Source organism: Klebsiella sp. R390, assembly GCF_051131745.1.
In the GTDB taxonomy this organism is placed as follows: Bacteria; Pseudomonadota; Gammaproteobacteria; order Enterobacterales; family Enterobacteriaceae; genus Klebsiella.
In genome coordinates this window covers 2,289,525-2,313,675 of sequence record NZ_CP180445.1, presented here as the reverse complement: position 1 = coordinate 2,313,675, position 24,151 = coordinate 2,289,525, and the positions used below count along the sequence as shown (strand labels likewise).

The 24,151-nt window shown below is 57.9% G+C and carries 29 protein-coding genes; 5 read left to right on the top strand and 24 right to left on the bottom strand.

From position 1 onward, the window contains the following. Positions 1 to 62: 62 nt before the first annotated feature. Positions 63 to 410, top strand: a complete 348-nt coding sequence (yjdP, locus tag ACMYSP_RS10785; protein ID WP_434586747.1) for a DDRRRQL repeat protein YjdP — start codon at positions 63 to 65, stop codon at positions 408 to 410. A gap of 31 nt (positions 411 to 441) precedes the next feature. Here yjdP and phnP read toward each other — a convergent pair whose 3' ends face one another. The 13 genes from phnP to ACMYSP_RS10720 all read right to left on the bottom strand — a co-directional run bounded on the left by phnP (position 442) and on the right by ACMYSP_RS10720 (position 9,617). Next, the gene (phnP, locus tag ACMYSP_RS10780) at positions 442 to 1,200 is read right to left on the bottom strand and encodes a phosphonate metabolism protein PhnP (protein WP_434586746.1); all 759 of its coding nucleotides are present in this window, start codon (positions 1,198 to 1,200) and stop codon (positions 442 to 444) included. Between the two features lie 9 nt (positions 1,201 to 1,209). Next, positions 1,210 to 1,644, bottom strand: a complete 435-nt coding sequence (phnO, locus tag ACMYSP_RS10775; RefSeq protein ID WP_434586745.1) for an aminoalkylphosphonate N-acetyltransferase — start codon at positions 1,642 to 1,644, stop codon at positions 1,210 to 1,212. Then, positions 1,631 to 2,200: a ribose 1,5-bisphosphokinase gene (gene phnN, locus ACMYSP_RS10770; protein WP_434586744.1), complete on the bottom strand. Its 570-nt coding sequence runs from the start codon at positions 2,198 to 2,200 to the stop codon at positions 1,631 to 1,633. The genes phnO and phnN overlap by 14 nt, the downstream gene beginning before the upstream one ends. Continuing rightward, positions 2,200 to 3,336, bottom strand: coding sequence for an alpha-D-ribose 1-methylphosphonate 5-triphosphate diphosphatase (gene phnM, locus ACMYSP_RS10765; RefSeq protein ID WP_434586743.1), 1,137 nt, complete (start codon positions 3,334 to 3,336; stop codon positions 2,200 to 2,202). The genes phnN and phnM overlap by 1 nt, the downstream gene beginning before the upstream one ends. Then, positions 3,333 to 4,019: a phosphonate C-P lyase system protein PhnL gene (gene phnL, locus ACMYSP_RS10760; RefSeq protein WP_434587062.1), complete on the bottom strand. Its 687-nt coding sequence runs from the start codon at positions 4,017 to 4,019 to the stop codon at positions 3,333 to 3,335. The genes phnM and phnL overlap by 4 nt, the downstream gene beginning before the upstream one ends. A gap of 48 nt (positions 4,020 to 4,067) precedes the next feature. Then, positions 4,068 to 4,826 (bottom strand): phosphonate C-P lyase system protein PhnK, encoded by a 759-nt coding sequence (phnK, locus tag ACMYSP_RS10755; RefSeq protein WP_434586742.1) that lies wholly within the window; start codon positions 4,824 to 4,826, stop codon positions 4,068 to 4,070. Further along, positions 4,823 to 5,671 carry an alpha-D-ribose 1-methylphosphonate 5-phosphate C-P-lyase PhnJ gene (locus ACMYSP_RS10750; protein WP_123757976.1) on the bottom strand — a complete coding sequence of 283 codons (849 nt, stop codon included), beginning with the start codon at positions 5,669 to 5,671 and terminating at the stop codon, positions 4,823 to 4,825. Before ACMYSP_RS10750 ends, phnK begins: the two co-directional genes overlap by 4 nt. Beyond that, positions 5,664 to 6,728, bottom strand: a complete 1,065-nt coding sequence (locus ACMYSP_RS10745) for a carbon-phosphorus lyase complex subunit PhnI (RefSeq protein ID WP_434586741.1) — start codon at positions 6,726 to 6,728, stop codon at positions 5,664 to 5,666. The genes ACMYSP_RS10750 and ACMYSP_RS10745 overlap by 8 nt, the downstream gene beginning before the upstream one ends. Beyond that, entirely contained in the window at positions 6,728 to 7,312 is a 585-nt protein-coding gene (phnH, locus tag ACMYSP_RS10740; RefSeq protein ID WP_434586739.1) for a phosphonate C-P lyase system protein PhnH, read from the bottom strand. Before phnH ends, ACMYSP_RS10745 begins: the two co-directional genes overlap by 1 nt. Further along, positions 7,309 to 7,761, bottom strand: coding sequence for a phosphonate C-P lyase system protein PhnG (gene phnG / locus ACMYSP_RS10735; RefSeq protein ID WP_434586738.1), 453 nt, complete (start codon positions 7,759 to 7,761; stop codon positions 7,309 to 7,311). Before phnG ends, phnH begins: the two co-directional genes overlap by 4 nt. Beyond that, positions 7,762 to 8,487, bottom strand: a complete 726-nt coding sequence (gene phnF / locus ACMYSP_RS10730; RefSeq protein ID WP_434586737.1) for a phosphonate metabolism transcriptional regulator PhnF — start codon at positions 8,485 to 8,487, stop codon at positions 7,762 to 7,764. A 162-nt stretch (positions 8,488 to 8,649) separates the two neighbouring features. Then, the gene (gene yjdN, locus ACMYSP_RS10725; RefSeq protein WP_434586736.1) at positions 8,650 to 9,084 is read right to left on the bottom strand and encodes a VOC family metalloprotein YjdN; all 435 of its coding nucleotides are present in this window, start codon (positions 9,082 to 9,084) and stop codon (positions 8,650 to 8,652) included. Between the two features lie 197 nt (positions 9,085 to 9,281). Continuing rightward, a complete protein-coding gene (locus ACMYSP_RS10720; protein WP_434586735.1) occupies positions 9,282 to 9,617 on the bottom strand; it encodes a zinc ribbon domain-containing protein YjdM in 336 nt (111 codons plus the stop codon). A 541-nt stretch (positions 9,618 to 10,158) separates the two neighbouring features. Here ACMYSP_RS10720 and proP point away from each other — a divergent pair. Next, complete coding sequence (gene proP / locus ACMYSP_RS10715) at positions 10,159 to 11,661, top strand: glycine betaine/L-proline transporter ProP (protein ID WP_434586734.1); 1,503 nt, start codon at positions 10,159 to 10,161, stop codon at positions 11,659 to 11,661. Positions 11,662 to 11,721: 60 nt separating this feature from the next. Here the strand turns inward: proP and melR are convergent, their stop codons facing one another. Continuing rightward, positions 11,722 to 12,642, bottom strand: a complete 921-nt coding sequence (gene melR / locus ACMYSP_RS10710) for a transcriptional regulator MelR (protein WP_434586732.1) — start codon at positions 12,640 to 12,642, stop codon at positions 11,722 to 11,724. A 241-nt stretch (positions 12,643 to 12,883) separates the two neighbouring features. Between melR and ACMYSP_RS10705 the strand changes: the two genes are divergently transcribed. Beyond that, a complete protein-coding gene (locus ACMYSP_RS10705) occupies positions 12,884 to 14,230 on the top strand; it encodes an alpha-glucosidase/alpha-galactosidase (RefSeq protein ID WP_434586731.1) in 1,347 nt (448 codons plus the stop codon). A 67-nt stretch (positions 14,231 to 14,297) separates the two neighbouring features. On the opposite strand, the gene cbpM is transcribed toward ACMYSP_RS10705, so the two are convergent. From cbpM to ACMYSP_RS10690, 3 genes are all read right to left on the bottom strand, one after another. Continuing rightward, a complete protein-coding gene (cbpM, locus tag ACMYSP_RS10700; protein ID WP_174509922.1) occupies positions 14,298 to 14,603 on the bottom strand; it encodes a chaperone modulator CbpM in 306 nt (101 codons plus the stop codon). Beyond that, positions 14,603 to 15,520 carry a curved DNA-binding protein gene (gene cbpA / locus ACMYSP_RS10695; protein ID WP_434586729.1) on the bottom strand — a complete coding sequence of 306 codons (918 nt, stop codon included), beginning with the start codon at positions 15,518 to 15,520 and terminating at the stop codon, positions 14,603 to 14,605. The genes cbpM and cbpA overlap by 1 nt, the downstream gene beginning before the upstream one ends. 135 nt (positions 15,521 to 15,655) lie before the next feature. Beyond that, positions 15,656 to 16,339, bottom strand: a complete 684-nt coding sequence (locus tag ACMYSP_RS10690; RefSeq protein WP_434586727.1) for a TerC family protein — start codon at positions 16,337 to 16,339, stop codon at positions 15,656 to 15,658. 224 nt (positions 16,340 to 16,563) lie between these two features. Between ACMYSP_RS10690 and ACMYSP_RS10685 the strand changes: the two genes are divergently transcribed. Continuing rightward, positions 16,564 to 17,355 (top strand): DsbA family protein, encoded by a 792-nt coding sequence (locus ACMYSP_RS10685; RefSeq protein ID WP_434586725.1) that lies wholly within the window; start codon positions 16,564 to 16,566, stop codon positions 17,353 to 17,355. Positions 17,356 to 17,419: 64 nt separating this feature from the next. Here the strand turns inward: ACMYSP_RS10685 and ACMYSP_RS10680 are convergent, their stop codons facing one another. Next, entirely contained in the window at positions 17,420 to 18,013 is a 594-nt protein-coding gene (locus ACMYSP_RS10680; RefSeq protein WP_434586723.1) for a TetR/AcrR family transcriptional regulator, read from the bottom strand. Positions 18,014 to 18,128: 115 nt separating this feature from the next. On the opposite strand from ACMYSP_RS10680, the gene ACMYSP_RS10675 reads away from it, so the two are divergent. After that, the gene (locus tag ACMYSP_RS10675; RefSeq protein WP_434586722.1) at positions 18,129 to 18,728 is read left to right on the top strand and encodes an NAD(P)H-dependent oxidoreductase; all 600 of its coding nucleotides are present in this window, start codon (positions 18,129 to 18,131) and stop codon (positions 18,726 to 18,728) included. Between the two features lie 53 nt (positions 18,729 to 18,781). Here ACMYSP_RS10675 and ACMYSP_RS10670 read toward each other — a convergent pair whose 3' ends face one another. Genes ACMYSP_RS10670 through ACMYSP_RS10645 form a run of 6 tightly spaced genes read right to left on the bottom strand, consistent with a single transcriptional unit; the run spans position 18,782 to position 24,138 of the window. Beyond that, the gene (locus tag ACMYSP_RS10670) at positions 18,782 to 19,495 is read right to left on the bottom strand and encodes an EAL domain-containing protein (RefSeq protein ID WP_434586721.1); all 714 of its coding nucleotides are present in this window, start codon (positions 19,493 to 19,495) and stop codon (positions 18,782 to 18,784) included. 1 nt (position 19,496) lies between these two features. Then, on the bottom strand, positions 19,497 to 21,158 hold the full coding sequence (locus tag ACMYSP_RS10665; protein ID WP_434586720.1) for an O-antigen ligase family protein: 1,662 nt from the start codon (positions 21,156 to 21,158) through the stop codon (positions 19,497 to 19,499). 1 nt (position 21,159) lies between these two features. Then, the gene (locus ACMYSP_RS10660) at positions 21,160 to 21,684 is read right to left on the bottom strand and encodes a fimbrial protein (protein ID WP_434586719.1); all 525 of its coding nucleotides are present in this window, start codon (positions 21,682 to 21,684) and stop codon (positions 21,160 to 21,162) included. A 26-nt stretch (positions 21,685 to 21,710) separates the two neighbouring features. Then, on the bottom strand, positions 21,711 to 22,775 hold the full coding sequence (locus tag ACMYSP_RS10655; protein WP_434586718.1) for a fimbrial protein: 1,065 nt from the start codon (positions 22,773 to 22,775) through the stop codon (positions 21,711 to 21,713). Beyond that, positions 22,772 to 23,377, bottom strand: coding sequence for a fimbrial protein (locus ACMYSP_RS10650; RefSeq protein ID WP_434586717.1), 606 nt, complete (start codon positions 23,375 to 23,377; stop codon positions 22,772 to 22,774). The genes ACMYSP_RS10655 and ACMYSP_RS10650 overlap by 4 nt, the downstream gene beginning before the upstream one ends. Positions 23,378 to 23,400: 23 nt before the next feature. Further along, on the bottom strand, positions 23,401 to 24,138 hold the full coding sequence (locus ACMYSP_RS10645; protein ID WP_434586716.1) for a fimbrial biogenesis chaperone: 738 nt from the start codon (positions 24,136 to 24,138) through the stop codon (positions 23,401 to 23,403). Positions 24,139 to 24,151: the final 13 nt, after the last annotated feature.

Genomic DNA, 24,151 nt, shown 5'->3' with positions numbered 1-24,151 from the left:
CCGCTACTCGCCGTGAAGGCCGTTGATTAACGTAGGGCCAGCCCCCCGAAGAGACTGGCCCTATGAAACCACGTTACGCTACTGCTTTGATCCTCTGTACCCTGGTGCTGAACAGCCCGCTGGCGCGCGCCGATATTATCGACGACGCTATCGGCAATATTCAGCAGGCGATTAACGACGCTTACAACCCCAGCAGCAGCCGCGCGGACGACGACGATCGCGACGATCGTTATGATGACGGACGCTACCAGGACAGCCGACAGCAAAGCAGCGATCGCCAGCGGCAGTATGACGATCGACAACGGCAGATCGATGACCGCCGACGTCAGCTTGACGATCGTCAGCGGCAGTTGGATCAGGATCGTCGCCAGTTAGAGAACGATCGGCGCCGGCTGGAAGAGGACTACTGATGAGCTCCTGTGCCCGGTTCGTGGGCCGGGCTTAATCCAGTACGATCTCCATGCCGTCGTAACCCGCTTCAAACCCCGACGGCAGCGCGTTCTCCATCAGCCAGAGATCAAACTGGTGACTGATATGGGTCAGGATGACCCGCGGGCAGCCAATCACCAGGTTGAGGGCCCGTACCGTATTTAAATCGCAGTGGTTACGCGGGGTCTGCGGACGCGGCTCGTGGCTACAGTCGATAATGATCACCTGCGGCTGGTTGTTCAGCAGGAACTTGAGCGTCTTGTCCGGCAGCCCGGCGGTATCCGACAGCCAGGCCACCCGGCTGTGAGCCGATTCCAGCAGATAACCAAAGGTCAGCTTCGAGTGGTTCAGCGGCAGCGGCGTGACCCGCAATCCCTGCAATTCAAACACCACAAACGGCTCAACGGTATGGCTGAAATCCAGCAGACCGGGATGGGTAAACAGATCGTCGCAGCCCATGCTGTCCGGCGGGCCATATACCGGAATGGTTGCCCCCACGCCCCAGCGCAGTGGAAAGAGTCCCTGCACATGGTCCATATGGTAATGGGTCAGCAAAAACTGCTGAAACTGGCCGGCGGGCCACTGCTCCATCAGGTCGGGTATTCCGGCATCCAGTAGGGTGACTGCCTCATTGAACTTTACCACCGCGCTGCAGGGGCGGCGGCGATGGGCGTCATGGCTACGCGCGCGCTGGCAGGCTGCACAGCAACAGCCGAAGACCGGGACCAGCTGGGCGCCGCCGGTGCCGGTTAAGCGGATAGTCAGGCTCATGGCTCCTCCTCACAGCGCTTTTTTAAAACGCAGGTGGCTTTGGGTATACCCTTCGCGGAGATAGAAACGGTGGGCATCGGGACGCGTCTTTCCGCTGGAAAGCTCCATCATCACGGCCCCGCGCTCATGGGCTTCCTGCTCTGCCCACGCCAGCAGCGCCTGCCCGACATGCAGGCCGCGCATCTGCGGCAGTACCACCAGTTCCTGGATTTCGCCAATCCAGGCGTTGGCATTGAGCGGGAACTGCAACTGTAGCCCAATCAGCCCGACCGTCTCTCCCTGCACCTGCGCTAGCTGATAGCGCAGGGTCTGATTTTGCAGATTCATGGCAAACCCGGCGGCGAAATGGCGGCGATCGTACGCTTTCTGCTTTAACTCGCAAATAAGCGCATAGACGGCGTCAAGGTCATCCAGCGTCGGTTCGCGGAGTTCACAGGCAGGCATACTGATCCTCTTGTTGGGCATACTGGCGACGTAACAGCGTGAAGAACTGCTCGACCGATTGCCCCAGGCTGCCGTTGTTGTTGAGGGTCAGGCAGTCGGTGGGGGTATAGCGTGATGCGCGTTCCAGGCGTTGGGCGATGTCGCTCTCGCTCTCCCGTCCGCGCTGCTCCAGACGCTGGCGCAGCACCTCTGGGGTGACCTGCAGACAAATGGGCAGCAGGGCGTCGGCGTAGCGCGCTCGCGCCTGTGGCAGGTGCGCGCGGGAGCCGTTCGCCACGACGTCAAAACCGGCGTGCAGCCACAGATCTATCTCGATACCGACCCCGTAATAATTGTTGTTGGCGTGCCAGCTGAGGGCAAAAAGCTGGCGCTCGGCGCGGTTAAAAAACTCCGACTTGCTGAGGGCAATATGGTTTTCACTGCCGGCGTTGAACGGGCGTGTGATATAGCGGTGCGCCACCAGCAGTTGGGGATGTTCGCGCTGGCGTAGCGCGGCCAGCAGACTATCTTTTCCGGAGCCGGAGGCTCCCATCAGCCAGATCAATTTTCCCGTCATCAGAAGACCCTCTTTCCTTGACGCCAGACATGGTCAATATGGATGTGATCGCCGCGACGGTGCGCCAGCACCATGTCGGCCCGTTTGCCTTCCGCAATCACGCCGCGGTCGCGCAAGCCCAGAGCCTGCGCCGGGTTTGTGCTTACCAGCCGGATGGCCTGCGGCAGGGTGAAGCTGTTGTGCTCGTCATCGGCGATACGGAATGCCGCATCCAGCAGGCTGGCGGGGTAGTAGTCCGACGACAGAATATCGAGCAGGTTGTCAGCGGCCAGGGCGTGGGCGGCGACGTTGCCGGAGTGCGAGCCACCGCGCACGATATTGGGGGCGCCCATCAGCACGTTCATACCGTGATGACGCGATGCGGCAGCGGCGGCTAAGGTGGTGGGAAATTCGGCGATCACGCTGCCAAGTTGATGCGATTCAAGCACATGTTCAGGCGTGGCATCATCGTGGCTCGCGAGGGCGATGTTACGTTCGCGGCAGATCGCGGCGATGGTCTGACGGTTTGGCTGTGACCAGGTTGCTGCCAGCGCCATCTGCTCCTCTTCGAAGCGGTCCATCTCTTCGTTGGTCAGATGATATTTGCCCTGATAGTAGTCACGGTACTTGCTGCGGTCGGCGTACTGGCGCTGTCCTGGCGAGTGATCCATCAGCGAGACCATGCTCACCGGCTCGCGGCCCACCAGTTTTTCAAACAACGGCAGCGTGGTGTGGTGCGGCAGTTCGCAGCGCAGATGCAGACGGTGCTCGGCGCGGTTGATACCGCGCTTCTGCGTCTCTTCGATGGCGTTGATCATCTTTTCCAGATTCTCCAGCCGGTCGCCGCCGTCACGCACATCACCAATGGCCACCGCGTCCAGCACGGTGGTGATCCCGCTGGCGACCATCAGCGCATCGTGGCTGCTCATCGCCGAGTGGGCCGGCCAGTCAACCTTCGGTCGCGGCGTGAAGAATTTATCCAGATTATCGGTATGCAGTTCAATCAGGCCTGGCAGCAGCCAGCCGCCTTCGCCATCGAGCGCTTGTGGCAGCTGGCTTTGACTCTCAGCGAAGGCGTAAATCGTGCCGTCCTGAACCTCCAGCGAACCGTGCACCACTTCGTCCTCAAGCACCAGTTTTACATTATTGATAATCATGCTGTGATTCCCATCGGGTGCAGCCGGTCAGCGACCTGGTTGCGTACCGTTTCATCATGGAAAATACCGACAATAGCCGCGCCGCGCGCTTTGGCTTCGTGAATTAACGCCACTACCGCGGCACTGTTTTTAGCATCCAGCGAGGCGGTGGGTTCATCGAGGAGCAAAATCGGGTAATCCACCGCGAAACCACGGGCGATATTGACGCGCTGCTGTTCTCCGCCGGAAAAGGTCGACGGCGCCAGATGCCACAAATGTTCCGGGACGTTCAGGCGCGTCAGCAGGCTGGCGGCCCGGGAGGCGCAGGTATCGCGTGGAACGCCGAGGTCGAGCAGCGGCTGCATCACCACATCGAGGGCGGAAATGCGCGGGATCACCCGCAGAAACTGGCTGACCCAGCCGATGGTGCGTTTGCGGACTTCAAGCACCTTACGCGGCGAGGCGCTGACCAGATCCACCCATTCGTCACCGTGACGGATATGGATGTGGCCGGTATCCGGAAGGTAATTGGCATAGAGTGAACGCAGCAGGGTAGATTTTCCGCTGCCGGAATGCCCGTGTAGCACCACGCATTCTCCGGCGTCGACGGTTAAAGAGGCGTCGGCAAGGACCGGCAGACGAATGCCATGTTGCTGATGCAGAACAAAGGTTTTGTGTACGTTTTCGACGCGGATCGCGTTCATTTTTAGCCTCTTTTGCATTTGTGCCTTCCCGGCGCGCTACGCCGGGGGTTAGTTCTGCAACACTGATGACACCAGCAGCTGGGTATAGGGGTGATGCGGGTCGTCCAGCACCCGGTCGGTGAGGCCACTTTCCACCACCTGACCCTGCTTCATGACCAGCAGTCGGTTGGCCAGCAGGCGCGCGACGCCCAGATCGTGGGTGACAATCACCACCGCCAGATTCAGCTCCACCACCAGGCCGCGCAGCAGGTCGAGCAGACGAGCCTGTACTGATACGTCCAGACCGCCGGTTGGCTCATCCATAAACACCAGCTTTGGCCGGGAGACGAGGTTACGGGCAATTTGCAGGCGCTGCTGCATCCCACCGGAAAAGGTGGTGGGCAGGTCATCGATGCGCGACGGTGGAATTTCCACATCATTCAGCCACTGCTCGGCGGTGGCGCGGATACTGCCGTAGTGACGCGCGCCGGTCGCCATCAGACGCTCGCCGATGTTGCCTCCTGCCGACACCTGACGGCGCAGGCCATCCATCGGATGTTGATGTACCACGCCCCACTCGGTGCGCAGCAGATGCCGACGTTGTGCTTCGCTCATGCCATACAACGAGCGGTTCTCGTAGCGCACCTCGCCCTGCTGCGGCGCCAGACGCGCGGAGATGGCTTTCAGCAGGGTGGTTTTCCCCGAGCCGGATTCGCCGACGATACCCAGCACTTCACCGGGCCATAGCTCAAAAGAGACGTCGCTGAAGCCTTTGCCCGGCGCATAGAGATGGGTCAGTTGATTGACCGCGAGTAACGGATGGCTCATTTGTTCAGCGCCTCACTCTGTTGGCGGCAATAGTCGGTATCGGAGCAGACAAACATGCGTTTACCGCTGTCATCCAGCACCACTTCATCAAGATAGCTGTGGCGGGAGCCGCAGATGGCGCAGGGCTCATCCCACTCCTGCACGGTAAACGGGTGGTCGTCGAAATCGAGACTTTCCACCGGGGTATACGGCGGCACCGCATAGATGCGTTTTTCGCGTCCGGCGCCAAACAGCTGCAGCGCGGGCATCATGTGCATCTTTGGGTTATCGAATTTTGGAATGGGCGACGGGTCCATCACGTAGCGGCCGTTTACCTTGACCGGGTAGGCATAGGTGGTGGCGATGTGGCCGAAGCGGGCAATATCTTCATACAGCTTCACCTGCATTACGCCGTATTCTTCCAGCGCATGCATGGTGCGGGTCTCGGTTTCGCGCGGCTCGATAAAGCGTAGCGGCTCGGGGATCGGCACCTGGAAGATCAGGATCTGATCTTCGGTCAGCGGCGTCTCCGGGATCCGGTGACGGGTCTGGATCAGCGTGGCATCGCAGGTCGCTTCGGTGGTGGCAACGCCGGTGACGCGCTGAAAGAACTGGCGAATCGATACCGCGTTGGTGGTGTCGTCGGCACCCTGATCGATCACCTTCAGGACGTCATGCTCGCCAATAACGCTGGCGGTCAACTGGATCCCGCCGGTTCCCCACCCGTAGGGCATCGGCATTTCGCGACCGCCGAACGGAACCTGGTAGCCGGGGATCGCCACCGCTTTGAGAATCGCCCGGCGGATCATGCGCTTGGTCTGCTCATCAAGATAAGCAAAGTTGTAGCCAGTGAGGGAATTAGCCACGTTCATTCTCCCGTTGCAGGCGTTTCAGCAGCGCCAGTTCGGCCTGGAAATCGACATAGTGGGGCAGCTTGAGATGCGAGACAAAACCGGCCGCCTCGACGTTATCCGCATGGGCGAGGACAAACTCTTCATCCTGCGCCGGGCCGGCGATCTCCTCGCCGTAGTCCGGTGCCTGGAGCGCGCGGTCCACCAGCGCCATCGCCATCGCTTTACGTTCGCTCATGCCGAACGTCAGGCCGTAGCCGCGGGTAAAGTGCGGCGGCTCCTGCTCAGGGGCGACAAAACCGTTGACCATTTCACACTCGGTCATCAGCAATTCGCCGATGTTGACCGCAAAACCCAGCTCTTCCGGCACGATGTCCACGCTGACGTAGCCGCTGCGGATCTCGCCGGCAAAAGGGTGGTTGCGGCCGTAGCCGCGCTGGGTGGAATAGGCCAGCGCCAGCAGGTAGCCCTCATCGGCGCGTACCAGCTGTTGTAATCGCGATGAACGGGAGCCTGGGTAGACCGGTGGGTCACGCGTGATGTCGTCGGGCGGGGTGTGGCTATCCTGCTCTGCTTTCGCCAGCCCTTCCTGCACCAGCAGGTTAAAAACATGCGGCGTGGCTTCCGGCGGCGATACGGCGGTGCGTAGCGGCGGCGTCTCGCCCTGTGCCAGCAGCGTAAAATCCAGCAGGCGGTGGGTGTAATCGTAGGTGGGGCCGAGCATCTGGCCGCCGGGAATGTCTTTGTAAACCGCCGAAATTCGCCGCTCCAGACGCATGCTGGCGGTATCGAGCGGTTCACTCACCGCCAGACGGGGCACGGTGGTGCGCCAGGCACGCAGTAAAAAAATGGCCTCGACGTTGTCGCCGCTGGCCTGTTTCAGCGCCAGTGCCGCCAGTTCGCGATCGGCGATGCCGCCTTCGGTCATCACGCGGTCGATGGCCAGGTGAAGCTGCTGGGCAATCTGGTCAACGCTCAGTTCCGTAAGCCCGCCATCGCCCCGGCGTTTATGTTCCTGTAAGGCGTGAGCGGCGACAATCGCCTTTTCCCCGCCTTTGACGGCAACATACATTAGCAAACCTCCACGTGAGTGGTACGAGGGATCGCCAGCAGCCGCTCACCGCAGGTCAGGATCAGGTCAATACCGAGCGGGAACGGGTGCGGGCGTTCGGTCAGTTCATCAATAATGCAGTCCGGCAGCTGCGGGGCGATCATCCGCTCTTCGGCGATACCGGCGCCGGTGAGGCGCAGCATGCGCCCACCGCTGAGGCTGGCGAGCTGGACGATCAGGGTGACGCCGGTTTCCGGGGCGGCGACGGTGCCGGCGGAAAGGACGTTAAGCTGCTCGCTGCTGATGCGATCGTCGGTGACGGCGAACACCGCCTGTTGCGGCAGTTCCACCAGCGGGGCGCCGGTATGAAAACGCAAATTCTGGCCGACCAGATCGTTATGCAGCGCCGAGGAGAGCCACACTGGCGTGTCGTGATCTGCCAGGGTCAGCAGCAGGCTGGTTGAGGCAACGTTCAGGGGTTGCCAGCCGTGCTGGAGCTGCTGCAGGGCGACAATCACGCCCGGCTCGCTCATGGCTTTCAGCAGACGACGAAAACTGTGTTGGGCATCCTGCACCGGTAGGGTAAAAGCGGTTTGTAAGGTCATGCGTTATCTCCGCGAACCAGAGTAAAGAAGTCGACCCGGCTGGCGTTGACTTCGGCGCGTCGGGCTTCAATGCGCGCGCTTCGTTGTGCTTCCAGCGGGGTAATCAGGGTTTCCATCAGGGTGTGAAAATGGTGGGGCGATTGCATCAGCGCGTCGATGGCGGCACAGCGCTCGGCGTGGGGACGATCGCGCCCCAGTATCCAGCTGTAGCCGATGGTGCCGTCGCTCAGGCGAACCGCCGCGCGGGTTAAGGTGGCATCGCCGGCGAAGAACCGGTCGCCGATCCCTCCCATGCGGGCCTGCAGCTGAACCAGGCCAGTTTCCGGCGTGCGAATCAGCTCATACGATGGTGCCAGCTTGAGGGCCTGCATCCGCGCTTCAAGTTCTTGTGGTTCACTGTGGGCCAGCACGGACATCCAGCGCTGGCGGGTGGCGGTATCAAAGTGCATTCAGTGCTCCATGGTGAATTCAATCATGTCCGCCCGGGTCAGGCTGACGGAGTACTCCGTGGCCTGCTGTTCGCCGGCCCGGTGGTTGAGAGTTCTTACGCACAGCAGCGGCGCCATGTTGGGGATCCCGAGAATGTTGCTCTCTTTGGCCTGGGCGCGGCGGGCGCTGATTTTGGTTCGCGTGCGGGTCAGTTCGACATTCAACTGCTGGTGCAGGAAATCGTGCAGCGAACCGTGGGTAAAGGTTTGCAGTGCGGGCCAGAAGTGCAGGTCGGCGAAGTAGTGATCGATCAGGCACAACGCGACGCCGTTGACGCGGCGCAGGGTGCGCAGATGGATGACGTTATCCCCTTCCTGAATGCCAAAAGCCTCGGCGACGTGGCTACTGGCCGGGCGCAGTACCGACAGCAGCTTTTCACTGGTCGGGTGGCTGCCCTGCTCGAGCAGGTTCTGGCTAAAGCGGGCCTGGGCGTTAAGCGGGTAATCGATAGGACGCATCAGCACCAGCACCCCGACGCCCTGGCGGCGCTGGACCCAGCCGCGCTCTACCAGCTGGTCGATCGCCCGGCGCAGGGTGTGGCGGTTGACGTCAAAGCGCGTTGCCAGCTGCTGTTCGGCGGGCAGGTAGTCACCGCAGCGATAGTGGTGACGCAGCTCCTGCTCAAGTTTGGCGGCTATTTCCTGATACCGGGTGGGATAACTGGTCGGATGTCTGGATAAGTGCATGTCAATCGAGCCTCACTGAGCAGAAGAAGGGATTTCCTTCTGAGAGTGGCCCGATCCTGACGCGTTTTTGTTACATTTCGGTTAACGCATAATGACCGATGGATGAAGAGTGAGTGCCGGCAGAATGACAGGGCGGGAGAGCCCGCCCGAGGTGGACTGTGGTCAGGGTTGTTTGACGACGTTGACCATCCACGGTACGCCAAAGCGATCGATGGCCCGGCCAAAACCATGGGCCCAGAATGTTTCCTGCCAGGGCATTTCGACGCGTCCACCGTCGGCGAGGTTATCAAACCAACGCTTCCCTTCGGCCAGGTCCTGGGTGTCGAGCACCAGGTTAAAGCCGACATAACGGCCGCTATCGTCGCCGGGGCTGTCGCCGAGCATCAGTTCGCTTCCCGCGACGCGCAGGCTGGCGTGGGCGATGCAATCCGGGGAGATTTGCAGGCCGGAAGGGCAGCCGTCCTGGGCATCCTGACTGTTCTGCGGCATTTCGCCGTAGGTGATCTGGTGGACTAGCTCGGCGCCTAGCGCGTGTTGGTAAAACGCTATCGCCTCCGCGCAGTTGCCACTGTAGGAGAGGTAGGGACTCAGGGACATGGTGATGACCTCAGATAACGAAAGACCCTTTAAGCGTAGAGGAAGATGGGCACTTCAGGCCAGGCGGTAAAGACCGGGTGTGGGCACGGCGTTACAGCGGAAATAAGTGGACGGTACTGCACTATGATATTCGTTAATTTAATCCGTCATCTTTTTCCGCCGCAGGGAAATAACGCCGCTGAGGGTAGGGAATAAGATTAATTCTTTTTCACGAATTCTGATTTCAGCTTCATCGGGCCAAAACCATCAATTTTGCAGTCGATGTTATGATCGCCTTCGACCAGACGGATATTCTTCACTTTGGTGCCAATTTTCAGCATCGAAGAGCTGCCTTTGACCTTCAGATCTTTAATCACGGTAATGCTATCGCCATCGGCGAGTAAATTGCCGTTCGCATCTTTTACCACCAGTGCGTCATTATCGTCAGATGGCTCGGCATTGTTCCATTCATGGGCGCATTCCGGGCAGATAAACATGCCGTTATCTTCATAGGTGTATTCAGATTGGCATTGTGGGCAGTGTGGCAGTTGCATGGCGTTCCTCGTGATGGCTGATGAAAACAGGGCGTTGGCCCTTTAAACAGCGGCTGATAGCCGAAAGTGGTGGTGATTATAGCCTATTCACGTACTTTTGTCGGGCCTTTTTTTATGATAATAGCACCAAGGAAATAGCCGAATTAACCCACAGTTATGCCAGAAATATGGCGTGCTGACGATCGCCCGGCTTATCCAGAAATAAACCTTTCTGCGCTCATATTCATGGAAGCTATTAATTTTTCTCGACTAAGTTATACGGCCTGCAATTTTTCGTGAAGTTGATCCCAAATTTAAACACTGTTAGGGTAAAAAAGGAGAGTTCGTAAATTCAGCAAATTTATGAGTAGCTCTATTTATTGGTAAATGCCAGAGCAGGCGTCAACAGGTTCGGTTGTACGGACTGTCAGCAGACAGTGCAGGCAAACCTGCTACGCTTGAGAAGAGGAGCACAGCAACTCGCCGCTCCCAACGCACAACGCCACGGCTTTGCCGTATGGCGGCGATCGGTGCGCTCACGGCGAAGTTTTAGAGGAAAAATATGCTTAAAAGAAAAAAAATAAAGCCAATCACGTTGCGTGATGTCACCATCATTGACGATGGTAAGCTTAAGAAAGCCATCACCGCAGCATCGCTGGGTAATGCGATGGAGTGGTTTGATTTTGGTGTGTATGGTTTTGTGGCGTATGCCTTAGGTAAAGTCTTCTTCCCCGATGCCGACCCCAGCGTGCAGATGATTGCGGCGCTTGGGACATTCTCCGTTCCGTTCTTAATCCGTCCGCTTGGTGGCCTGTTCTTCGGCATGCTGGGGGATAAATATGGTCGCCAAAAAATACTGGCCATCACCATCGTCATCATGTCGATCAGTACCTTCTGTATCGGCTTGATTCCGTCCTACGCCTCGATTGGTATCTGGGCGCCGATTCTGCTGCTGTTGTGTAAAATGGCGCAGGGCTTTTCGGTCGGCGGAGAGTATACCGGTGCGTCGATCTTCGTCGCCGAATACTCACCTGACCGCAAACGTGGCTTTATGGGCAGCTGGCTGGACTTCGGTTCGATAGCCGGGTTTGTGCTGGGTGCCGGCGTGGTGGTACTGATTTCGAGCGTGGTGGGTGAAGAGAGCTTCCTCGAGTGGGGCTGGCGTTTGCCGTTCTTCCTGGCGCTGCCGTTAGGGCTGATTGGCCTCTATCTGCGCCATGCGCTGGAAGAGACCCCGGCGTTCCAGCAGCACGTTGAAACCCTGGAACAGGGCGACCGTGAAGGGTTACAGGAAGGGCCGAAAGTCTCGTTCAAAGAGATTGCGACCAAACACTGGCGTAGCCTGCTGACCTGTATTGGTCTGGTGATTTCCACCAACGTGACCTACTACATGTTGCTCACCTACATGCCGAGCTATTTGTCGCATAACCTGCACTACTCGGAAGATCATGGGGTGCTGATTATTATCGCCATCATGATCGGGATGCTGTTCGTCCAGCCGATTATCGGCCTGCTCAGCGACCGTTTTGGCCGCCGCCCGTTTATTCTTATCGGTAGCGTCGCGCTGTTCGTGCTGTCAATTCCGGCCTTTATCATGATTAACAGCAATGTGATCAGCCTGATTTTCGCCGGTCTGCTGCTGCTGGCGGTGGTGCTTAACTGCTTCATCGGCGTGATGGCCTCATCGCTGCCGGCGATGTTCCCGACCCATATTCGCTTTAGCGCCCTGGCGAGCGCCTTTAACATCTCGGTGCTGGTGGCCGGTCTGACGCCAACGCTGGCGGCCTGGCTGGTAGAAACTTCGCAGAACCTGATGATGCCGGCGTACTATCTGATGGTGATTGCGGTTATCGGCCTGATGACCGGCCTGACAATGAAAGAGACGGCAAACCGCCCGCTGAAAGGGGCGACGCCTGCCGCATCGGATATCCAGGAAGCGAAAGAGATCCTGCGTGAGCATCACGATAACATTGAGCACAAAATCGAAGATCTCGACCAGGAAATCGCGGAACTGCAGGAAAAACGTTCCCGTCTGGTACAGCAGCATCCGCGTATCAACGAGTAATCGCTGTATCTGCTAAACATGCCGCCGTGGGTTCCCCCCGGCGGCATTTTTTTGCCCGGTTTATGGCTGGGACGGTAGCCCCTGTCGCCGCTGCTGGCTGAGTTTGCGGTACTGCTGCGGCGGCATGCCGACGTAGCGGGTAAAGGTGCTGTAGAAGCGGCTGCTGGAGCGAAACCCGGCGATCAGTGCAATATCGAGAATCGTTTTGTCGGTATCGCTGAGCAGGGCACGCACGTGGTTAATCCGCATCGCGGTGATGTACTGCTTCATGGTCTGCTGCATTACCCGCTGAAAAATCCCCATCGCATAATTCGCGTTGAGTTTGACGTGTTCGGCGACGTCGGCGACGGTCAGCGCCTGATCGTAGTGGCTGGCGATAAACTCGAGCATCTGGCTGACGTAAAACTGGGCATGACGCGAGACGCTGTGCTTGTGGGTGCGCGAGGTTTTATTCACCAGAATCGGCTGCCAGCCGGAAAGGCTAAAGCGCTTAAGCATCAGGGCGATTTCATCGATGGCCAGCTGGCGGATCTGTTCGTTGTCGCTGTTCAGCTCCTGCTGCCAGCGCTGCACTTCAAAGGCGCTGAGCTGCTGGGCGGAGAGCGATTTGATGACCATCCCGTGAGTGACGTTATTGATAAGCTCGCGGTCGAGCGGCCACGATAAAAACAGGTGCATCGGCAGGTTGAAGATCGCCATTTGCTGGCAATTGCCGGGGCGCGTCAGCTGATGCGGCGTACAGGCCCAGAACAGGCTGATATAGCCCTGTTTGATTTGCACCGCTTCGTTGTTGATCAGGTATTCCACATCGCCGTCAAAGGGGACGTTGACCTCAACCTGGCCGTGCCAGTGGCTGGTGGTCATGGCGTGCGGCGGGCGCAGTTCGATATCCATCCGCTGGTATTCGGAATAGAGCGCCAGCGGGCTGCGGGTGTCTTTCTCGTCGCTGCTGCTCATAAACGGATCGTGATGTTTTTCCATGCAGAAATAGGTTCCTGAATCGTCACAGTTGCTGTTTTTTTGCACCGGTATGCGCCTATCTTAGCGGAGAAAACGGCCCGTTTTCTCTCCTTTTCCGCCAATTTATTCTCATAAACTCAGATTTTGTGTGCGCCCACCGGCGATCTGAGTTTTCGGGAATGCTCCGTGGGGAAGGGGGCAGCGAGGCGAGCGGCGGGCATGCCACTCTACATGGACACAATGACATGATGGAGAACGCTCTATGTCTGCCCCAAAAATTACCTTTATCGGCGCGGGATCGACGGTTTTTGTTAAAAATATCCTCGGTGATGTTTTTCAGCGCCCAGCGCTGAAATCGGCCCATATCGCGTTAATGGATATCGACACGACGCGGCTGGAAGAGTCGCATATTGTGGTACGCAAGCTGATGGATTCCGTTGGCGCCGACGGTGAGATCAGCTGCCATCGTGACCAGCGAGTCGCGCTGCAGGACGCGGATTTTGTGGTGGTGGCCTTCCAGATTGGCGGCTATCAACCCTGTACCGTGACCGATTTTGAAGTCTGTAAGCTGCACGGGCTGGAGCAAACGATCGCCGATACCCTGGGACCTGGGGGGATCATGCGGGCGTTACGCACCATTCCGCACCTGTGGCAAATTTGTGACGACATGACCGACGTGTGCCCGCAGGCCACCATGCTGAACTACGTCAATCCGATGGCGATGAACACCTGGGCGGTGTACGCGCGTTACCCGCATATCAAGCAGGTGGGGCTGTGCCATTCGGTGCAGGGGACGGCGGAAGAGCTGGCGCACGACCTTGACCTCGACCCGGCGGATTTACGCTATCGCTGCGCGGGGATCAACCATATGGCGTTCTATCTGTCGCTGGAGAAAAAGCTGGCGGACGGCAGCTATGCTGACCTTTACCCGGAAATGCTGCAGGCCTACGCCGACGGGCGGGCGCCGAAACATCGCGAAAACTCGCGCTGCCAGAATATCGTGCGCTACGAGATGTTCAAAAAGCTTGGCTACTTCGTCACCGAGTCCTCTGAGCACTTCGCCGAATATACGCCGTGGTTTATCAAACCGGGGCGGGAAGACCTGATTACCCGCTACCAGGTGCCGCTGGATGAGTATCCGAAACGCTGCGTGGAGCAGGTGGCTAACTGGCATAAAGAGCTGGAGCTGTATAAATCCAGCGAACGGATTGAGATTAAGCCTTCTCGTGAATATGCCAGCACCATTATGAATGCGATCTGGACCGGTGAGCCGAGCGTGGTCTACGGCAACGTTCGTAACGAGGGGTTGATCGATAACCTGCCGCAGGGCTGCTGCGTGGAGGTGGCCTGCCTGGTGGACGCCAACGGCATTCAACCTACCAAAGTCGGGAAACTGCCGGCCCATCTGGCCGCCTTAATGCAGACCAACATTAACGTCCAGACGCTGCTGACCGAGGCGATCCTCAACGAAAACCGTGACTATATCTATTACGCAACGATGATGGATCCGCATACTGCGGCTGCGCTGGGGATCGAGGAGATCTATGCCCTGGTGGACGATCTGATTGCCAGCCACGGCGACTGGTTGCCGGAGTGGGTTCATTGTTAAGGGCATCGTTAAGGGCATCGTTAAAGAACCGTCGGGCCGTCTGGCCCGACGTTACTGTTGCGCGGGATTAGCCGTGAGTCAGAAAACGGGCCAGCTGTTGTTGCAGCAGTCGGTTCTCGCGGGTCAGGCGGGCGTTTTCATCCAGTAGCGTTAAGGCTACCGCGATGCCCGGCCAGTCCAGCTCCAGCTCCCGGCGCAGGCGCAGCGCGCGATGGACAATCACCACCGCGCTGTCATCGAACAGCCAGGCCTCAGCCTGCGGCTGGCGCGGCTCAATCACGCCCAGGCCGACGATCTCCCTCAGGTCATCCTCAGACACGCCGGTATGCAGACAAACTTCGCTTATGGTGAACGTCACCGTCATCTTAGCCATTATGCTTTCTCCCATGCTTTACGCGGCGCGAAGCCAGCCTCTGCATCGGCCAGCTGCTGCCAGAGTGCGCTGGTTTTGTCGTTCGGTTTCGGCGGCATGACGATTTTTATCACTGCATATAAATCGCCGGTCGTCGTTTTGCTTGCCAGCCCTTTACCTTTGATGCGCAGGCGTTGCCCCGCCTGGCTGCCCGGCGGAATGGTCAGCAGGATGCTCTCTTTGAGCGTCGGGATGGTGACCTTCGCACCCAGCGCGGCTTCCCACGGCGCCAGCGGCAGGACGATTTCCAGGTTATGCCCGACAATATCGAACAGCGGATGCGGGGCGATATGAATCACCAGCCACAGATCGCCATTTGGCCCGCCGTTTTCCCCCGGCGTCCCCTGGCCTTTCAGGCGGATACGTTGGCCGTCGCTGACCCCGGCGGGGATTTTCACATTCAGCGTTTTCGGGGTTTCGCTCTCGACCATCCCGAAGACGTTATAGACCGGCAGGGAATAGCTGATGGTGCGGGTCTGCTCGGCGAGGGTCTCTTCGAGGAAGACCGCGACTTCAATCTCCAGATCGTGGCCGCGCGCGGAATGCTGGCGGCGCGCGTGGTGCGCCTGCTGGCCGAACATCGATGAGAAGATATCGTCAAAGTCCTGCTGGCTGTAGCTCTGCTCGTGGGTCTGCTGCTGATGACTAAATTGCGGATCGTTGCGGTGCTGCCAGAGCTGGTCATACTCGGCGCGACGCTGTTCATCTTTGAGCACTTCCCAGGCTTCGGCGAGGTCTTTGAATTGCGCTTCGGCATTGGTTTCTTTGCTGACATCGGGGTGATATTTACGTGCCAGACGGCGGTAGGCGGTCTTGATGGTTTTTAGATCGTCCGTTGGCTTAACCCCTAGAATAGTATAATAGTCCTTTAATTCCATGGCGTTATCTCATTTGGATTGATGCGTGGTCACAGCTTTCACCTCTAAGCTTAGGGCAAATGGGGGCGTGTGGAGCAGGAATGTGCGGGAAACTTGACGCCGTCGGGGTTGACGGCGTGTGTCGCGGGCAGGGGGTTATTTGACCGGGCGGGTCCGGTAGTTGCGGCGTAGTCCTTCCAGCAGCACCAGCGCGGCGCCAAGGGCGCCGGCAATCAGCGAGAGCGAGTCTGGCGCGTGCGGGAACAGGCGTACAATGGTCGGGTCGGTCACCCACATCGACCCGGCAATCCAGCCGATTAGCGCGCCGCCCAGCAGGATCACCACCGGGAAGCGGTTGAGGATAGCCAGCACCAGTTTGCTGCCGGCAACGATAATCGGGATGCTGATCAGCACGCCCAGCGCCACCAGCAGCAGATGACCTTTACCGGCGGCGGCGACGGCCAGCACGTTATCCAGCGACATGATCACATCGGCGATGGTAATGGTGACGGCGGTACGCCACAGGCTGCCTGAGCTGCTGACTTCTTCATTCTCTTCCTGGTTGGCGACCAGCTTGATACCGATCCACAGCAGCAGCAGGGCACCAACAATTTTCAGCCACGGCAGTGACAGCAGGTAGAGGGCGATGGCCAGCAACAGAACCCGTGCCACGATGGCGCCGGCGGTACCAATAAGAATGGCTTTGGTCCGCAGTTCCGGCGGCAGCTTACGGCACGCCATGGCAATCACCACCGCATTGTCACCGCCAAGCAGCAGATCGATAGCGATGATTTGCAGCAAAATGACGACGATATCCCACTGATTAACTAACTCATTCATGCCTGACTCATACCATTAAACAGAGATCTCAACGGCAAAGCGTACCCCTGTTAGGCCATGTTGACCACCGCCAGGGCGTTTCCGTTCGGTTATTGCGTTATGGCACCCTGTTGAAAAATAAAGTTACTAATCAACGCATCGTGTCACGATGATTCCCTGGTAAAGAGTGTTACCTTGTCCCGTTAGGCTCACCTGCCGTTTTACTCATCGCAAGGATTACCCTCATGGCTGGTATGAAAAAATTACTGACTGGTGCCTTACTTAGCGCCACGTTACTTCCTGTTTTGGCAACGGCCGCAGAGGCTCCTGCCGCAACCTTTACGCCGGAGCAAGAAGCGCGCATTGGTAAAATTGCCGCGGATTATTTAGTCGCGCACCCGGAGGTGCTGCTACAGGCCAGCCAGAAGCTGCAGCAGATCCAGCAAGAGCAGCAGGCGAGTGCGGCGACCCAGGCAGTAATGAAAAATCAGGCTGCGCTGACCCAGGATAAAAATACCCCGACCTATGGCCCGGTAGATGGCAAGGTCACCGTTATCGAATTCTTTGATTACCAGTGCATTTACTGTAGCCGTCTGGCGCCGGTGATGGAGCAGGTCATTAAAGCGCATCCGCAGACCCGTTTTGCGTTTAAAGAGTGGCCTATTTTCGGCAGCCGTTGGGAAACCTCGCTGACCGCAGCGAAGACCGGCCTGCAAATTTATCAGCAGAAGGGGGCAGAGGCTTATCTGACCTACCACAACGGGATTTATGCTACCGGGCATAACGAAGGCAAGCTGACGGCAGCAGATGTCCAGCAGCAGGCGAAGAAAGTGAATTTCGACGCCAAAAAAGCGGCGGATGTTGACGCGGTACTGCAGAGCACCAACACGCTGGCCCAGGAGATTGGTCTGAGCGGGACGCCGGGCGTGATCGTCATGCCAACTACCGGTGCGACCGAAGCCACCATTACCGTCTTCCCGGGGCTTGCGGATAAAGACTCGCTGGAAGCGGCGATTAAGAAAGCCGGCGGCAACTGATCGTTGGTTATCGATAGAGCCACAAACCCGCCAAATGGCGGGTTTTTTTATCTGACGAACCGGGTCATGAACCACACCGCTGTAGCATCGACATAATCACCTGGAACAGCTCATCTTTCGCCTGCTGTTCCGTAATCATGCCGTTAACCACCGCGGCGGATAAGCCCTCAGCAGACCCCAGCATTGCCAGAATCGCCGCATCACCGGGAGGGTTTTGGCTACAGAATGGGGTAAACAATTCACGGCATCGGGCGCTAAATGTGACCGTATAATCCTGTTTAATCTTTTCCAGCTCAGGTGTGCCAGCAAGCGCTGCCATTACGCTGGGCATTTCGCGCCCCTGAAGCAGGACGCACTCGATGTATGAGGTGGCAATCACGGATGCGAGTTTCTCGGGATCGGGTTCTGTCCGGCGAATAATGTCATCCATCAGCGCCGTCTGACGGCGATCAAATTCGGTATAAAGCGTGGCAAAAAGCCCCGAACGGCTGTCAAAGTGATCGTAAACCACCGGTTTTGTGACACCAGCCTGTTTCGCCAGATATCCGAGCGTTAGCGCGTCAGTCCCTTCTTCGCGAATGATTTGCCAGGCAACATCCAGCAGCTGTTTATGCCGCTCTTCTCTTGATAAACGCTGCCGTACGAGGGGTTGAGGCATAGCGATATTCTCCCGTTGACATGCTTATATACTAAAGGTAAGTTACCAATGGTAGGTTACTGTTAGTATATAAGACTACGTCTGATATCGCTGCTGAGCAACTGGAGTATTCATTATGCATGCACTAATCGTGGTTTCTCACCCTCTCGATACCTCACTGACTCACCGTACCGCGACGGCGATCGCCCAAGGGATCGTGGAGTCCAGTCCGCATAACACCTATGAAATAGCCGATCTGACGCGGGAGAATTTTAATCCGGTGTTTTCAGCATCCGACATGGCCGCCTTCCAGCAAACCGGCGTGACGCCGCCAGATGTCGTGGATCAGCAGTCCCGTATCGATCGTGCTGACGCGCTGATTTTGGTGTTTCCGGTTTACTGGTGGTCGATGCCGGCACTGCTGAAAGGCTGGATCGATCGTGTCTTTTCAAATGGTTGGGCCTATGAAGAAACCGCTGACGGCAATGTGGTGAAGAAGTTGGGGCGCCTGCGGGTTCATCTTGTCGCACTGGGCGCCGCCAGCCAGAAAACGTATGACACGCACGGGTTTACCGATGCCTTCAATGCTCAAATTACTCACGGTATTTTTGATTACTGCGGCGCCCCGGTAGAACGTTCGCAAATATTGTTGATGCCGGAGCTGGGAACGGTGGACGCGCATCTGGAGGTTGCCCGCAAAACAGGAGAGGCGGTGTTTAGCCAAGTGACCTGTTAGCGTGGTAGAGGGTATTGTGCGCGGGGTAAGACCCATCGCAATACCCGCCACCGTCACAGCGCCTGTCCGCCGGGCATGGTGTCGCGAAGTAAAAATCCTTGTACCGCATCGGCGCCGCTTTCGAGGCTGAGAGCATAATCTTGCCGGGTCTCAACCCCTTCAATCACTACACGGCGGCCGACCTGGCGATAGCGGACGATCAGACTCGCCAGCTGGTGCTGGGCGGATCTGAACTGGTGGAACAGGGTGCTCGAGATTTTTACGGCACCAAAGCGCATCCCTGATGATTGCCAGGTGAGCAGTTGCTGCGGGTATAAATCATCGAGCCAGACGTGAAATCCCGCCCGACGGAGTATGCGCACTGATGTCAGCACATGTTGTTGCTCGCTGTGGCCAAGGTGCGCCATTGTGCCCGGATCCTGGATTTCAATGATAATCCGCGCCGGGTCCGCCTGGGTTATCAGGGACTGCACAAAGGTCGGCTGGGCGATCATATTGAGAGATAAATTGATCGAGAATCGGCCTGAAAGGGGGGTGACCTGCCGGATTTGCCACAAAAAGAGCTGCTGCTTCGCCTGAGCCGAGAGATGACGAAAGAACGCATCCAGTGAATCCGGTGTCTCCACCTGACTTAAGACTTCCTGGACGTTAGGTTCAGCATCGGCGAAGAAGTGAATCATTTCCAGGCGGATGCCGCAAATCGGATCCAGTTCACGATGGCGCTCTGTTACCGGCGGGGTCAGGGTATTTTCTCTCTGTCTGCTCATGTTAATCATTTCGTTGATTGAAAGGGCGTCGACCGTCCTGTAGCCAGGCAATCCGACGGTCAAGCGGGTATTCAAGATAAAACCGGGCCGCCAGCTGGCGTGCCGTGGTGACATCTTGCTGATGCAGGGCAATCAGAATGCATGTGAAAGCGACATTCGGATCGGGGTGAATGCGGAGGTAGTCGGTTGCCCAGCGGCGAAAGGCGAGGAGCCAGCGGACGTCTTTCGTCTGCTGGTAACGCTGCAGATAGCCCATGTTGATATCGAACTGATAGCGAGTCGCAAGCAGCCAGGCGCCTGGCGGGACCGGTGTCTGAAGTTGATACTGTTCGCCACGTCTTTCAAGGGCGGTCAGGTGCTGTTGGGTGTGCAGCGTAGTTAGCAGGAGCGGGATAAGCAGCAGCGTCAGGATTAGTGTTGTAATGCGGATCGTCGCCGTCGCGGTCCCGCTGAGTCGTTTTCCCTGAACCGGGCGATCGGCGCAGCGTACCAGGATGATCAGCAGCAGCCAGTGCGGTGTTGATTGCCAGACGGGGTATTCCGTCAGCATATGAATTAAGACCGGAGTCCCGGCCAGTAAACAGGCACGGCGCCAGATATTGCCAGTCAGCCAGAGCCAGAGGCCGCCGGTGATAAAACAGGCAACACCGAGTAGCCCGACAATGCCACCTTCCACCCACCACAGTATCAACTCGTTGTGCGGGTGCGAAATCCGGCTCAGCCCGGTGTGGCCAAACTGCGTCAGGAACAGGGAAGGAAAGCTGCCGACCCCGGAACCCAGCCAGGGATGACGGGCGATCAGCGCCCACGAAAAGCGCAGGATCTCCCAGCGTGTTGAGGAGGACGTCAGATGGTCAATTGTTGCGACGGACAACAGGCGGTGAACGGCTTCGCCGGCGGCGATCCCCAGTAACAGAAGCAGCAATAACCGGAGCAACGGCTGGCGTGCAGGAAACACCAGCAGCAGCAGGGACCAGCCGATAAACAGGGCCAGGTATCCGGTTTGCGACTGGCACCCGTGCACCACAAATCCCATCAGCAGCATGCCCAGACCGATGGCGATGCGATATCGGGGGCCGGTTCGCAGGGCCAGGATGGCGGAGATCAGCGTGCCGCTGGCCGTGAAGCTGGCCATCAGGTTGACCTGCTGGAAAATGCCATACGGCCGAGTCTCCCGCCATGCCGGGAACGCCCAGAGTTGTGCAAGAGGCAGATGCAGGTACTGAATAATAAACACCAGGCACTGGATCAGACAGGCTCCCCACAGCATTAAAAGCAGGGCGGTCAGCGTCTTTCCGGTGAGCGGTATCTGCAGCAGCACCAGGTAAAAGAGGGTTCCGCCGATGAGCGCGCCGGCGACGAGTGTAGCTTCTGCGCGCCAGATAGCCGCCGTCAGCAAACACAGCGCCGTCAGCAGGAGGGTGCCCGCGAACATAAAGCGCAGTGGCGTGGTGATGCGCCATGGGGGGCGGCGTAACACCCAGGAGACGCCTCCCATCACCAGCGCGACATAGAGCCAGGCGATGATATTCAGCGGTAGCGAGAGGCCACTTCCTCCGTTATTGGGCCAGTAAAGAGGGAGCGCGGCTCCCCAGAATGCCAGGCTCAGGCCCATCAGAACGCGGCGTGCCGGGGAGCGTGTCGGAGAAAAAAGAATACTCATGCTATTGATAATTCAGGGTCCAGGTTCCACTGGCGCTGAAAGGACCATATTCGATGGTCTGGTTTTTCAGGGCCTCGGGCTCTGCGGCCACCCAGCTCAGGAAGGTTAACTCCATGGGACCTTCGGTTATGGTCTGGCGGGAAGTGCTTTGACCCAGTTGAATACCGGTCCCATTCTCCTCACTCAGTCCAATGGCGATGCCGGATGCGCTGCCTGACCCCGCGGAATTTAACGCCAGGTGGTTGGGCAAGTTCGCATTCTCCGTGCCGTTAAAGGTGACGGACAAGGTGGCAAAAACGTCGGGATTACAATCCCGCAATGAGAGGGTGAATGCGTGTGGCTGGCTGCGCCCGGTCAGGTAGAGGTCTTTCACGGCGATATGGCCGAAATCAACTTCAATTTTGTCTGTGTTGGGCGCAAGGCTGCAGGCCAGCGCCATGACGGTGCCGTGAAAATGCATATCGCCGCCAACGAGTTTGGTGTCCGCCATGACGGTACGGACGGGCAGTAGCAGGAGTAACGTCATGAATATCCGGTATGTCATCAGGTACCTCACTGAAACTGTGCCACGACGGTGGCAGAGGCTTCAAATTCCCCCTCTTTCACACTGCCGACCCCGGGATTGGCGACAGGCGCGGCGGTGAGATTCCAGTCCCCCTGGTTTTGATAGAACCCTTTGACGTTATAGAACTGATTGGGTACTACGGTGCGGCCGCTTTCCTCTTTGAGGATGATGCCGAGATCGTCGCGCTTTTGTCCGTTACTCAGCGTGCCGAGAAACTGGTTGTTGAAACTGGCGGTTCCGGAGGCGGTACTGGTCTGGACCGCCAGATTGATATTCAGCGCGCCCTGGTCAAAACTCCCGCCCTCGCATTCAACATGGATGGGGATGGATTTGCTAAAGTTGGTGCCGTTGAGCTTATCGCCAGAGCCGGGTAAGTTACCGAATTCAATCGTGATTTTGTCACCGCGGTTAAAGGTGCATTTGTCCGGTACGGTAATAATCCCGGATTTAATCACCACGCGAGAAATGGACGTGGTCGGCGTGGGGCCGGCCGTGCCCATGCGTCCCGCTACGTCGAGCAGGGACTGAGAGGCGATGTTGATGCCGTTAATAATCGGTTTGGTGACGATAAAGACCACTTTCCCTTTGGAGCCGCTTTCCACGTTCCTGACTTTCGCGACACCCGTGCGCGTCGAACACGAATTGTTGGTCAGGCGATTGGAGACATTGGTGAAGGGGGCCCGGACGTAGTCGCGGTAATTTCCGGCAATCCACACCGACACTTCAACGTCCAGATATTCATTCAGGCGATAGCGATTAGGCCCCTCTGATGAGAGCGGCATGGTCGAAAGCGTGGAGTAATGGATAGCTCCCCGGCGAATATTCTCCAGGGGGCAGTGGAAATTGACCGTATACTGGCCGTTCAGATTCCAGGTGAAAGGGTTAGTCCGGCCACCGATATGGTTTTTGCTCATATCTAATGATTTCAGTTCGATATCATACTGATGCGGCATTCCTCCCTGCGGCTCACCTTCCCCTTGCGTGAATGCTGACGCGGCCAGAGGGCTGAGCAATAACGCCGAGCCGAGCAGCGCGTTGATAAATACGGTCATAAATACTCCAGCTGCAGTCTGACTAATCCGTGAAACTCACCCGCGCTGACCTCCGTCCCGGTTGATTCCAGCGCGGCGAGAAAGTGAATCGCATTATTGCCAGGTTTAACGATCCACATGCGTTGTGGCTGGCTGAGATGGATAAGCTGTTGGCCTTCATTCATCACGCGGATACCCGCACCCTGGACATCACCATGAATACGCGCGAGATCGCTATTCGCTGGCGCGCTCTCCGCCATTAACGTTAATGACACCCCTTGCCCGGTTGCACTGTGCGCGAACAGCGGGGCGGCAGAGGTTTGCCCGGCAACATCCTGGAGCTTGTGGCCCGACCCTTTCAGACAATCGTTGAGATTTAAGGTCACCAGAACCGGGTGGCTACGATCGCCTGCCTGATGAAAAGCCCTGGCGGAAATCTCCCCGAGGTCGATGCTTTGGTCACGCGATGCCATGTCCAGCACGCACGGAGAAACATAAACACGCCCGTGGAAGTGAACGTTGCCATATTCGCCAGAGACATGGCTCATATCCCGGCGGCCGTTATCGGCCTGAATGGCGCAGGCGTAGCCGGCCAGCAGCAGCGCGCATAGATGCTTTTTCATTATCGAATCCCCGATTACGCGTGTTACCTGGGCTGCTGAGCGGCCGGCAATGCCCGGCAGGTGTCGCCTGTGCAGCGGTATTTGAGTTCCGGATGACCGCCAAAATCATTCACGTACATCATGGTGAACTGGCTGATGCTGGTATCGGTGACGTTGAAATCCATCGAGGATTTGGGGGCCACCATCATTCCCGGGAAGTTCGTCAACCTGCCACTGCCTTCTGCTTCAGGTTTGCGACTGAGCCCAATCACGGTCACAAAGTAGGGGGTCGGATTTTCCACCGACCACTGGCGCCCTTTTTTGTGAAACACCACCTGGTTTTGCCACACCGCACCTGGCTCCTGCGGCACAATGGCGGCAGGGCGATAGAACAGTTTGATGCGGGACTGCATCGCTAGCTGCAGCACATTGGGTTTATCTGGCTTGGGGGGAATTTCGCGCACGTTTAGGTAGAACAGGCTTTCGCGGTCCTGCGGTAACGCGGTAATCCCACTGGTTTTAGTGACGCGGGCAATCCCTTTCTGGCCGCCATTAATGCGCTGTAAAGGCGGGAGTACCATCAGCGGCGATGTCACTTTGGCGCCGCTGGCATCCTCTACCCAGGATTGCGCAAGGAACGGGGTCGTGGGGCTGGTATTCGATAAATTAGCGCTCACCGAGCGATCGTTCCCGTTGATGATGAGTCGGGTGCGGTCAAGGGCAACGCCCGCCCAGGCGGAATCGACGGCGGCGGCCAGTAGCAGGCCGCATGTAACGGACATCAGCCAACGCCGG